Genomic DNA, 11,451 nt, shown 5'->3' on the forward strand with positions numbered 1-11,451 from the left:
GTGATCACCGCCATCGTGTTCGTGCAGGCCGAGACCGCCCGGATTCCCGAGGTCGCGCAGGCGATCGCGGACCTCGAGGGCGTGAGCGAGGTCTACTCCACCACCGGCCGGACCGATCTCATCGTCATGGTGAGGGTGCGGACGCACGAGGAGATCGCCCTCGTCGTCGCCGACCGGCTCAACAAGGTCCCGGGCATCGTCGACACCGAGACCCACATCGCCTATCGGGCCTACTCCAAGCACGACCTGGAGTCCGCGTTCTCGCTCGGACTGGACTGAGCCTGGCCGCACCGGAGCAGCCGGACCGGCGCGCTCAGGCGGAGGCGGCGACCCAGCGGTCGAGCACGCCCTGAGCGGCCCCCGAGTCGATCGACTCGGCGGCGCGGGCGATCCCGGCGGCCAGCGCCTCCTCGGGCGGCAGGCCCTCGGCGGCGTGGACGGCCAGGCCCGCCCCCGCATTCAGGAGTACGGCGTCGCGGACCGCCCCGCTCTCGCCGGCGAGCACCGCGCGGACCACCGCGGCGTTGTACGCCGGCTCGCCCCCGCGCAGGTCGTCGGCCGTCGCGAGCGCGATCCCGTAGTCGCCCGGGTCGATCCGGTGCTCCGCCACGACCCCGCCGTGCGCCGCCCACACGGTCGACAGCGACGTCGTGGTGAGCTCGTCCAGCCCGTCGTCGCCCCGGAAGACCCAGGCGTCGACCCCGCGGTCGGCGAAGACGCCGGCCATGATCGGGGCCGACCGGGCGTCGGCGCAGCCGACGGCCGAGGCTCCCGGCCGCGCCGGGTTGGTCAGCGGGCCGAGCAGGTTGAAGGAGGTGGCCACGCCCAGCTCGCGTCGTGGCACCGCCGCGTGCCGCATCGCCGGATGGAAGGCGGCGGAGAAGAGGAAGGTGATGCCGACCTCGTCGGCCAGCTCGGCCACCCGGGCGACGGGGAGGTCCAGCCGGATCCCGAGCGCCTCGAGCACGTCGGCGGAGCCGGACTTCGACGACGCGCCGCGGTTGCCGTGCTTGACCACCTTCGCGCCGGCGCCCGCGGCGACGAGGGCCGACATCGTGGAGATGTTGACCGACATCGAGCGGTCGCCGCCGGTGCCGACGATGTCGAGCAGCCGCCCGGCGACGGAGATGGGGGTGGCGCGGGCCAGCATGCCGGAGGCGAGCCCGCCGAGCTCGGCGGCGGTCTCGCCCTTGGAGCGCAGGGCGACGGCGAAGCCGGCGATCTGAGCGGGGGTGGCCTCGCCGGCGAGGATCTCGCCCATCGCCCACTCGGCCTGGGCCGAGGTCAGGTCGGTGCGCGCGAGGAGGGACCCGAGGACGTCGGGCCAGGTGACGGCGTCGCTCATGCCGTCGCTGGGACCTTCGAGCGCAGGAGCGCCACGACGGTGCGGGCCAGCTCGAGCGGGTCGATCGGCTGCGGCACCGCCGCCTCCGCGCGGGACCACGACGCCAGCCAGGAGTCCTGCGGCCGCCCCGTCAGGACGACGATCGGCGGGCAGCTCTCGAGCTCGTCCTTGAGCTGCTTGGCGATCCCGATGCCCCCGGCGGGCACGGCCTCGCCGTCCAGGATCATCAGGTCGACCCCCTCGTCGGCGTACCGGATCACGACGGGCTCGGTGGCGACCTCGAGGTACTCGAGCTCGGGCAGGCTCGGATGCGGCCGGCGCCCGAGGGCGCGCATCACCTGCTGGCGGGTGTCGATGTCGTCGCTGTAGACGAGCACCCTCAAGGTCTCGCGCGCTCCCGACGATGCCTTCGCTGCGGTCACCCGGCGGACTCTACTCCGCCGCGGCCCGCTCGGCAGCGGCCTGTTCGGCGGCGGCGCGCTCACGCGCAGCCTCGCGCGCCTCGAGGAGGTCGAGCCTCCGGTCCTCCCGCGCCGCCTCCCTCATCGAGGCCCGCACCCACTGGGTGAACAGCACGCCGAAGAAGACCAGCCCGACGAGATCGCCGGCGCCCCAGAGGATGCCGCCGGCCAGCTGCTGGTCGGCCATCGGGTCGGGCAGCCAGGCGCCCATGGGGCCGTCGTGCAGGGACGGGTACCACGAGCCGCCGAGCAGCGTGGAGAGGCTCATGACCGAGATGCCCAGGAAGGCGTGGAAGGGCAGCGTCAGCACCGTGAGCAGCACCCGGAAGGGATGGCTGACCCGCCCCGGCACCGGGTCGACGCCCATGAGCGGCCAGAAGAAGAGCGACCCGACCAGGACGAGATGGAGGTGCATCATCTCGTGGACGTACTCGTGGTGGAGCGAGGCGGAATACCACCCCGAGAAGTAGAGCGCCCACGGCGACACGACGTAGAGCGCGAAGGTGAGCGGCGGGAAGCTGAGCACCTTCACGACCCGTGAGTGCAGGACGCCGAGGAGCCAGCGCCGCGGCGTCGGCGGGAGGGTCCGCAGGGCGAGGGTCACCGGCGCCCCGAGGGCCAGCGCCAGCGGGACGAGCATGGAGAGCACCATGTGCTGGCCCATGTGCACCGACAGCAGCGTGGTGTCGTAGGCAGCCCATCCGGAGCAGGTGACGAGGTAGAAGCTGCCCATGCCGAGGACCACGAAGGAGAGCGTGCGGCCCACCGGCCAGCGGTCCCCGCGACGCCGCAGCACGGCGACTCCCCACAGGTAGAGACCGGCCGCCCAGGCGGTCACGACGAACGGGATCGGCGCCAGTCCCCACTGCGTGAAGAGGGCCGCCCAGCCGAAGGGGGGCAGATCGGGCACGCCTCCACTGTAGGAGCCGCCGCGGGAGATCGCCGGAACGGGGGGTCGACATGGCGAACCTGAGAACTACCGACATAATGAGCCTCGTGGCGACCACAGCTTCCGCACTCCCGGCATCCCGGCTACACGGGCAGCACGATCGACCGAGCATGGTCCAGGTCGGCACGATCATCTGGCTCTCCTCGGAGCTGATGTTCTTCGCCGCGCTCTTCGCGGCGTACTTCACGATCCGCTCGGTGAGCCCGGAGCTCTGGCCGCAGAACACCGAGCACCTCAACGTGCCGTTCGCGCTGACCAACACGATCATCCTGGTGCTGTCCTCGGTGACCTGCCAGATGGGCGTCTTCAAGGCCGAGGCGGGCAAGGTCGGCCGCGACGGATCGGTGCTCAACCCGCTGACCTGGGGCCTGCGGGAGTGGTTCGTCCTCACCTACGTCATGGGCGCGATCTTCATCGCCGGTCAGGCGACGGAGTACGCGACGCTCATCCAGGAGGGCATCACGATCCCCTCCTCGGCGTACGGCACGATGTTCTACCTGACCACCGGCTTCCACGGCATCCACGTCACCGGCGGACTCATCGCCTTCCTGCTGCTGCTCGGCCGGACCTACATCGCCCGCCGCTTCACCTACGAGCAGGCTGTCAGTGCGATCGTGGTGTCCTACTACTGGCACTTCGTCGACGTGGTGTGGATCGGGCTCTTCGCCTCGATCTACATCCTCAAGTGACCCGGCCGACGAGATCATGTCGATGAGAAGCAAGGATCGAACGAACGTGCACCTCCTCAAGCGCAGCCTGAACCGCTCAGCCGGTCGTCTCTCGCGGCACCGCCGCGGTCGCCTCGCCGGCCTGGTCCTGCTGCTCGGCGCCCTGCTGCTCTCCGGCGGGCTCTACGCCGCCTTCTCCCCCGCCTCGTCCGCGGAGGACACGGCGTCGACCGGCGACGCGCTCAAGGGCCGCGAGCTCTTCCTGGTCGGCTGCGCCTTCTGTCACGGCCAGAACGCCGAGGGCCTCAAGGACGACAAGGGCCAGAACATCGGCCCGAGCCTGATCGGCGTCGGCGCCGCCTCGGTCGACTTCCAGATGGGCACCAACCGGATGCCGCTGGCCGCCCCCGGCCAGCAGGCGCCGGCGAAGAAGAAGCAGGTCTACACCGACGAGGAGATCGCCGACATCTCCGCCTACGTCGCCTCCCTGGCGCCCGGCCCGTCGATCCCCACCGCGAAGGACTACTCCACCGAGGGCCTGAGCGAGGACGAGAAGCAGGAGGCGATCGTCCGCGGCGGCCAGATCTTCCTCACGAACTGCACCGCGTGCCACAACTTCACCGGCGAGGGCGGCGCCATGCCGCGCGGCGGCTACGCGCCCAAGATCCTCGACACCTCCGAGAAGCACATCTACGAGGCCATGCTCACCGGCCCGCAGTCCATGGACACCTTCTCCAACGGCAACCTCTCGCCCGAGGAGAAGCGCGACGTCATCGCCTACGTCAAGTCGATGAAGGAGCAGCCGGGCTACGGCGGCTTCAGCCTCGGCAACCTCGGCCCGGTCAGCGAGGGCCTGTTCGCCTGGCTCTTCGGGATCGGGATCCTGGTCGGGTTCGCGGTCTGGATCGCGGCCCACACCACGCGTTCCAGCAAGCGGAAGGGGACCATCGCGTGAGCATCGACGAGCACACCGAGTCACACCAGGAGATCAACGCGTCGACCGACGCGCTGCTCCCCGACCCCGGCCTGCACGAGCACGTGTGGCGGCCCACCGACGTCGACCCGTACGCCGAGCGGCGGGCCGAGCGCCAGGTCGCCGTCCTCTTCGGTCTGTCCGCGCTGTCGACCGTCCTCTTCGTCGTCTCCTACTTCGCGATCAAGAACGGCGTCGGCGGCGACACCTTCATCGGCCTGGGCGCCTCCAACGTCGCCCTCGGCGTCTTCCTCGGCCTGGCGCTGCTCTTCATCGGCATCGGCATCATCCAGTGGGCCCGCAAGCTCATGGCCGACGTCGAGCTGGCCGAGGAGCGCCACCCGGCCGCCTCGTCGGCCGCCGACCGCTCGGCGACCCTGGCCGCGCTCGAGGCCGGCCTCGAGGAGTCGGGCATCGGCCGCCGGCCGCTCGTGCGCAACTCGCTGCTCGGCGCGGTCACCCTGCTGGCCGCCCCCGCGGTGGTCATGCTGCGCGACCTCGGCCCCCTCCCGAACCAGGTCGTCGGCGAGTACGACGGCGCCGGACTCGAGCACACGGTCTGGAAGAAGAACATGCGCGTCGTCCGCGACGTCGTCGGGACCCCGATCAAGGTCTCCGACGTCGAGATCGGCGACCTCTTCAACGCCGAGCCCGAGGCCATCTTCCCCACCGAAGAGAACGGCCAGCCCGAGCTCGAGGGCGCGGAGCTCCAGATCGCCAAGTCCAAGGCCGCCATCGTCATGCTCCGCATGGACCCGGACGACATCGTCAGCGACGCGACCCGCAACTGGTCGGTCGAGGGCATCGTCGCCTACTCCAAGATCTGCACCCACGTGGGCTGCCCGATCTCGCTCAACGAGCGGACCACCCACCACCTGCTGTGCCCGTGCCACCAGTCGACCTTCGACCTGGCCGACGCCGGCAAGGTCGTCTTCGGCCCGGCCGGCCGCCATCTGCCGCAGCTGCCGCTCGGGGTCGACGACGAGGGCTACCTCGTGGCGCTCAGCGACTTCCCGGAGCCTGTCGGGCCGTCGTACTGGCAGCGCAACACCGAGTCCCCTGACGAGGTCCAGAAGAAGGCGGGCATCTGATGACCACCACCGCACCGCACGGCGCCTCCGCGGGCACCCCCACGACCAAGGTCGGCAAGGCCGCCGAATGGGCCGATGACCGCCTCGGCCTGGCGGCCATGGGCAAGAAGAACCTCCGCAAGATCTTCCCGGACCACTGGTCGTTCATGCTCGGTGAGATCGCGCTCTGGAGCTTCGTCGTCCTGCTGCTCTCCGGCGTGTTCCTCACGCTGTGGTTCCAGCCGTCGATGGCCGAGGTGACCTACCAGGGCTCCTACGACCAGTTCCGCGGCATCGAGATGTCGCAGGCGTTCGCGTCGGCGCTGCACATCAGCTTCGACGTCCGCGGCGGCCTGCTCATGCGGCAGATGCACCACTGGGCGGCGATGCTCTTCATCGCGGCCATGATGATCCACCTGCTGCGCGTGTTCTTCACCGGCGCGCACCGCAAGCCCCGCGAGCTCAACTGGGTGATCGGCTCGCTCCTCCTGCTACTCGGCACGCTCGAGGGCTTCACCGGCTACTCCCTCCCCGACGACCTGCTCTCGGGCACCGGCATCCGCGCCGCCGACGGGTTCATCAAGTCGATCCCGGTCGTCGGCACGTACGTCTCGTTCTTCCTCTTCGGCGGTGAGTTCCCGGGCGAGTCGATCATCCCCCGGCTCTACACGATCCACGTGCTCCTGATCCCGGGCCTGCTGCTCGCGCTGATCGCCGCGCACATGCTGCTGCTCGTCTACCACAAGCACACGCAGTGGCCCGGCCCCGGCCGCACCGAGACCAACGTCGTCGGCTACCCGATGCTCCCGGTCTACGCGGCGAAGGCGGGCGGCTTCTTCTTCATCGTCTTCGGCGTCACCGCCATCATGGGCGGCATCCTCACGCTCAACCCGGTGTGGAAGTTCGGCCCGTACGATCCCACCAAGGTCACGGCCGGCTCGCAGCCCGACTGGTACATGGGCTGGCCGGACGGCCTGCTCCGCATCATGCCGGGCTGGGAGTCCCACTTCTGGGGCTCGACCTGGTCGTGGAACGTCTTCGTGCCCGTCATCCTGACGCCCGGCATCATGTTCACGCTCCTGCTGCTCCTCCCCTTCGTGGAGTCCTGGATCACCGGCGACAAGCGGGAGCACCACCTGCTCCAGCGGCCGCGCAACGCCCCCACCCGCACCGCGTTCATGGTCTCGCTGATGACCTTCTACGCGATGGCCTGGATGGCCGGCGGCAACGACCTCATCGCCATCAAGCTGCACGCCTCGATCAACCAGATCACCTACTACCTGCGGGTGCTGGTCTTCGTGGGCCCGCTGATCGCGTTCATCATCGCCAGGCGCTGGTGCATCTCGCTGCAGCGTCACGACAACGAGATGCTGCTCCACGGCTACGAGTCGGGCGTGCTGATGCGGACGGCCGAGGGCGAGTACTACGAGAAGCACCTGCCGCTGCCGACCGACAAGGCCTATGCGATCACGGTCCGTGACGACAGCGCCGCGACGCTGGAGGCGCTCGAGGCCGAGGACGGGACCGACGAGAGCCGCCTGGGCAAGCTCCGCGGGAAGCTGCGCGAGATCTACTACGCCGACGACGTCGACAAGCCGACGCTGGAGGAGTACGACGAGGCGCAGGCGCACCTCGCGCACGGCCACGACAGCGCCCACGACGGGCACATCCTCGACGGCGACGACGCGGCGTACGAGCTGCCGCCAAGCGATCGGGACCACCACTGATCGACTTCGGGCTCGCCACGCATCGAGCGGGGTCCCATCCGGCACGGATGGGGCCCCGCCGTCGCATGCCCAGGTGATCCGCGACGTCGTCGCCGAGGGCCGGGTGCGCTGGGAGGGCTCGGTGCGTCCTCTGGTGGACGCGGTGGTCTATCCCCCGCCCGAGACGCCGTTCACGGCCTGGGTGGCCGTCGGCGGCTCTCCGGAGAGCGTCGTGCCCGCCGCCGAGTACCGCTTCCCGAGGTCGTCCCCCGCGTCCGCGAGCTGGCTCGGCTGAGGGCACTCGCCGGCGTGTCGTCGAGCAAATGCACGATCGTGACACGCCGAGGAGGCGACGAAGCCCCCCGGCCAGGCGACCGGGGGGCTTCGTCGTATGGGACGAGACAGCGTCAGTGCGCGTGCTCTCCGCGGTAGAACTCGTAGATCCAGCCGGAGACCGCGAGGGCGCCGAGGACACCGCCGATGATCATCAGCCAGTAGGCGCCCATGGCGCCGCCGAACGTGATCACGCTCAGCGTCAGAGCGGCCCAGAGCGGCCACCAGGAGTACGGCGGGAAGAACCCGAGCTCGCCGGCGCCGTCCGCGATCTCCGCGTCCTCGAGGTCCTCGGGGCGCGGCGGGTCGGTGACGGCGTGGAAGCCGAGGTAGAACGACACCATCGCCACGAGGAGCGTGCACATGGTCAGCGCCGAGGTGCCGGTCCAGTCCGTGCCGTGGTCCGAGGCGGAGGTGACGAAGTAGTAGGCCGGGGTCACCAGCACGAGGAAGATCGTGCAGGAGATGAAGATCCAGGTCTCGATCTTCATGGACTTCATCGGGCGTCACCCTTCTGCGGAATGCCGTCGTCGTCGAGGTTGCCGGGCTCGTCCAGGTTGTCCTCGAGCTCGAGGGCCGCGATCTCCGGGTGGTGCAGGTCGAAGGCCGGGGACTCCGAGCGGATCCGCGGGATGGTGTTGAAGTTGTGCCGCGGCGGCGGGCAGGAGGTGGCCCACTCCAGCGAGCGGCCCCAGCCCCACGGGTCGTCGACGGTGACCTTGGGCGACTTCCGGGTGATCCAGACGTTGACGAAGAACGGGATCATCGAGAGGCTCAGCAGGAATGCGCCCACGGTCGAGATCTGGTTGAGAGTGGTGAAGCCCTCGTCCGGGAGGTAGTCGGCGTACCGGCGGGGCATGCCCTCCACGCCCAGCCAGTGCTGGACGAGGAAGGTGGTGTGGAACCCGATGAAGAGCAGCCAGAACTGGATCTTGCCGAGGCGCTCGTTGAGCATCTTGCCGGTCATCTTGGGCCACCAGAAGTAGAAGCCCGCGAACATCGCGAACACCACGGTGCCGAAGACGACGTAGTGGAAGTGGGCCACCACGAAGTAGGAGTCCGAGACGTGGAAGTCCAGCGGCGGGCTGGCCAGGATGATGCCGGTGAGGCCGCCGAAGAGGAATGTCACGAGGAAGCCGATGGAGTAGAGCATCGCGCAGTCCATCGAGATGGACCCGCCCCACATCGTGCCGATCCAGTTGAAGAACTTCACGCCTGTCGGCACCGCGATGAGGAACGTCATGCCGGAGAAGAAGGGCAGGTCGACGGCGCCGGTCACGAACATGTGGTGGGCCCACACGGCCACCGAGAGGATCGCGATGCCGAGCGTGGCGCCGACGAGGCCGACGTACCCGAAGATCGGCTTGCGGCTGAAGACCGGGAGGATCTCGGAGACGATGCCGAAGAACGGCAGCGCGATGATGTAGACCTCCGGATGCCCGAAGAACCAGAACAGGTGCTGCCACAGCACCGAGCCGCCGTGGGCGGCGTCGAAGACGTGGGCGCCGATCTGCCGGTCGGCCTCGAGCGAGAGCAGCGCGCCGGCGAGCACCGGGAAGGCGATGAGCACCAGGAGCGACGTGATGAGCGTGTTCCAGGTGAAGATCGGCATCCGGAACATCGTCATGCCGGGGGCGCGCATGCAGATGATCGTGGTGATGAAGTTGACCGCGCCGAGGATGGTGCCGAGACCGGCCATCCACAGGCCCATGATCCACAGGTCGCCGCCGGCGCCCGGGGAGCGCACGGCATCCGAGAGCGGGGTGTAGGCGAACCAGCCGAAGTCGGCGGCGCCGAGTGGGGTCAGGAAGCCCGAGGCGGCGATGAGGCCGCCGAAGAGGAACAGCCAGTAGCTGAACATGTTGAGTCGCGGGAACGCGACGTCGGGCGCGCCGATCTGCAGCGGCATGATCGCGTTGCCGAAGGCGAAGAAGAGCGGCGTCGCAAAGAGCAGCAGCATGATCGTGCCGTGCATCGTGAAGAGCTGGTTGTAGAGCTCGTCGTTGACGACCTGCGAGCCGGGGAAGGCGAGCTCGGCGCGGATCAGCAGCGCCATGATGCCGCCGATGATGAACCACGAGAACGCGGTGACGAAGTACATCTTGCCGATCAGCTTGTGATCGGTCGTGGTGAGCAGGCGGTAGACCTGCTGGCCGAGCGGGCGGCGTCCGCTGGGGGTCGCCGTCGACGGGGTCGCGGTGGCGGTCACTCTGATTCTCCCTCCAGGCCAGCCTGGGTGTAGGCGTCCTCGCCGCCGAGCAGCGGGGTCTCCGACGTCTGACCCTCGTCCTCGAGCTTCTGGAGGTAGGCGTCGTAGTCGGCCTGGCTGACGACCTTGACCTTGAACAGCATCCGCGAGTGCGAGACGCCGCAGAGCTCGTAGCACTTGCCGTCGTAGTCGCCGATCTTGGTCGGCGTCACCGCGTAGTGGTTGACCCGGCCGGGCACGACGTCCATGCGCATGTGGAACGCGGGCACGCCGAAGTCGTGGATCACGTCGGGGCTGTGCAGGTTGAAGCGGGTGGTGACGTTCACCGGCAGGTAGATGGTCGGGATGTAGGACGCCGTGCCCGCCTCGTAGACGTAGTCGTCATAGGGGAACGACTTCTGCACGCTGGTGAAGTCGTCGGCGGCGGCATCGCGCTCGCCGAGACCGTAGTTGAACGTCCACGACCACTGCTGGCCCACGACCTCGATCGTGTTGGTGGCCTTGCTCTCGTCGAGCAGCTTGTTCTCGGTGGTGACCGTGTGCGTGAAGAACACGATGCACATCAGCACCGGGGCGATGGTGTAGAAGATCTCGAGCGGCAGGTTGTAGCGGGTCTGCACCGGCACCTCGTCGGCGCTGCGGCGGCGGAAGCGCCACAGCACGTAGAAGATCAGGCCCCAGGTGATCACGCCGGTGACCATCGCGGCGATCCAGGCGCCCTGCCACAACGCGAGGTTGTGCGTGCCCTCCTCGGTGGCCGCGGGAGGCATCGCGATGCGCTTCCACTCGCCAGCGGTCTCCGACGAACACCCGGTGAGCGACACGGCCGCCAGGACCAGCAGGCTCGAGCCCACCAGACGGCGCCGCGATCCTCGTCGCACAGCACTCCATTCCACGACTGGCACATTAGCGGAACCTGAGAGGTCGCGGCCCATCGGGTACCCCGAATCGAGGCTGTGTCGGCGAACTACTCTTGCCCGGTGGCGGCTCCTCCGGTGTACCTCGACGCGGCCTCCTCCGAGCCCCTGCACCCGGCCGCGCGCGAGGTCCTGATGGCGGCCTACGAGCGGGGGTACGCCGACCCCCGCCGCCTCCACGGACCGGGCCGCGACGCGCGGCTCCTGCTCGACAACGCCCGCGAGGTGGTGGCCTCGACACTCGGAGTCCGGCGCGACGAGGTGACCTTCACCTCGTCGGGGACCGAGGCGGTCCACCGGGGCCTCCTGGGCCTGGCCCAGGCACGCGGAGCCGCCGCCGGGCGGCAGGTCGTCCACACCGCGGTCGAGCACCAGGCGGTCTTCCAGGCCGCCCACTGGTGGGGCGAGCCGTCGGTCGTGGCCGTCGACCATCTCGGACGGGTCGACCCCGAGCGCGTACGACGGCGCGCGGGCGACGCGGCCGTGGTCGCCGTCCAGCACGCGAACCACGAGGTCGGCACGCTGCAGCCGGTCGACGAGGTGGCGGAGGCGGTCGCCGGGCCGGGCGTGCCGGTCTTCGTGGACGCCTGCGCCTCCCTGGGACGGATTCCGCTGCCCGCACGCTGGTCGGCGGTGGCGGGCAGCGCGCACAAGTGGGGCGGGCCGGCCGGCGTGGGGATCCTGCTCGTGCGCAAGGGGGTCGCCTGGGAGAGCCCGTTCCCCGGCGACGACCGCATCGACGAGGGGGGGTGGGTATTCGACACCGGGCCCGCGGCGCTCGCCGCGCCCGCCGCGCTGCGGGCCGTCGTCGCCGAGCGCG

13 protein-coding genes are annotated in these 11,451 nt (G+C 69.6%); 7 read left to right on the top strand and 6 right to left on the bottom strand.

Annotated features, from left to right (window positions below; genetic code table 11):
• A complete protein-coding gene (locus QM572_RS16085; protein ID WP_415094917.1) occupies positions 1-279 on the top strand; it encodes an Lrp/AsnC family transcriptional regulator in 279 nt (92 codons plus the stop codon).
• A gap of 34 nt (positions 280-313) precedes the next feature.
• Here the strand turns inward: QM572_RS16085 and trpD are convergent, their stop codons facing one another.
• The 3 genes from trpD to QM572_RS16100 are packed head-to-tail and all read right to left on the bottom strand — an operon-like array spanning position 314 to position 2,716.
• Positions 314-1,345, bottom strand: a complete 1,032-nt coding sequence (gene trpD / locus QM572_RS16090; protein ID WP_415094919.1) for an anthranilate phosphoribosyltransferase — start codon at positions 1,343-1,345, stop codon at positions 314-316.
• Positions 1,342-1,767 (bottom strand): hypothetical protein, encoded by a 426-nt coding sequence (locus tag QM572_RS16095; protein WP_415094921.1) that lies wholly within the window; start codon positions 1,765-1,767, stop codon positions 1,342-1,344. Before QM572_RS16095 ends, trpD begins: the two co-directional genes overlap by 4 nt.
• A gap of 10 nt (positions 1,768-1,777) precedes the next feature.
• A complete protein-coding gene (locus QM572_RS16100; protein WP_415094923.1) occupies positions 1,778-2,716 on the bottom strand; it encodes a cytochrome c oxidase assembly protein in 939 nt (312 codons plus the stop codon).
• A gap of 77 nt (positions 2,717-2,793) precedes the next feature.
• On the opposite strand from QM572_RS16100, the gene QM572_RS16105 reads away from it, so the two are divergent.
• The 5 genes from QM572_RS16105 to QM572_RS16125 all read left to right on the top strand — a co-directional run bounded on the left by QM572_RS16105 (position 2,794) and on the right by QM572_RS16125 (position 7,467).
• A complete protein-coding gene (locus QM572_RS16105) occupies positions 2,794-3,444 on the top strand; it encodes a cytochrome c oxidase subunit 3 (protein ID WP_415094925.1) in 651 nt (216 codons plus the stop codon).
• 46 nt (positions 3,445-3,490) lie between these two features.
• On the top strand, positions 3,491-4,378 hold the full coding sequence (locus tag QM572_RS16110; protein ID WP_415094927.1) for a c-type cytochrome: 888 nt from the start codon (positions 3,491-3,493) through the stop codon (positions 4,376-4,378).
• Positions 4,379-4,380: 2 nt separating this feature from the next.
• On the top strand, positions 4,381-5,487 hold the full coding sequence (locus QM572_RS16115) for a Rieske 2Fe-2S domain-containing protein (protein ID WP_415094941.1): 1,107 nt from the start codon (positions 4,381-4,383) through the stop codon (positions 5,485-5,487).
• Entirely contained in the window at positions 5,487-7,193 is a 1,707-nt protein-coding gene (locus QM572_RS16120; RefSeq protein ID WP_415094929.1) for a cytochrome b, read from the top strand. The genes QM572_RS16115 and QM572_RS16120 overlap by 1 nt, the downstream gene beginning before the upstream one ends.
• A gap of 73 nt (positions 7,194-7,266) precedes the next feature.
• Positions 7,267-7,467 (top strand): hypothetical protein, encoded by a 201-nt coding sequence (locus QM572_RS16125; RefSeq protein ID WP_415094931.1) that lies wholly within the window; start codon positions 7,267-7,269, stop codon positions 7,465-7,467.
• A gap of 112 nt (positions 7,468-7,579) precedes the next feature.
• On the opposite strand, the gene QM572_RS16130 is transcribed toward QM572_RS16125, so the two are convergent.
• From QM572_RS16130 to coxB, 3 genes are read right to left on the bottom strand one after another with little or no spacing between them, the layout of a single operon-like run.
• Positions 7,580-8,005 (bottom strand): cytochrome c oxidase subunit 4, encoded by a 426-nt coding sequence (locus QM572_RS16130; protein WP_415094933.1) that lies wholly within the window; start codon positions 8,003-8,005, stop codon positions 7,580-7,582.
• Positions 8,002-9,714, bottom strand: coding sequence for a cytochrome c oxidase subunit I (ctaD, locus tag QM572_RS16135; RefSeq protein WP_415094935.1), 1,713 nt, complete (start codon positions 9,712-9,714; stop codon positions 8,002-8,004). The genes QM572_RS16130 and ctaD overlap by 4 nt, the downstream gene beginning before the upstream one ends.
• Entirely contained in the window at positions 9,711-10,610 is a 900-nt protein-coding gene (gene coxB / locus QM572_RS16140) for a cytochrome c oxidase subunit II (RefSeq protein ID WP_415094937.1), read from the bottom strand. Before coxB ends, ctaD begins: the two co-directional genes overlap by 4 nt.
• 84 nt (positions 10,611-10,694) lie before the next feature.
• Here coxB and QM572_RS16145 point away from each other — a divergent pair.
• Positions 10,695-11,451: aminotransferase class V-fold PLP-dependent enzyme (locus QM572_RS16145; protein ID WP_415094939.1), on the top strand; the 757-nt coding region annotated here is incomplete at its 3' end.

Origin of the sequence: Nocardioides sp. (genome assembly GCF_047607365.1) — a bacterium.
GTDB lineage: Bacteria > Actinomycetota > Actinomycetes > Propionibacteriales > Nocardioidaceae > Nocardioides.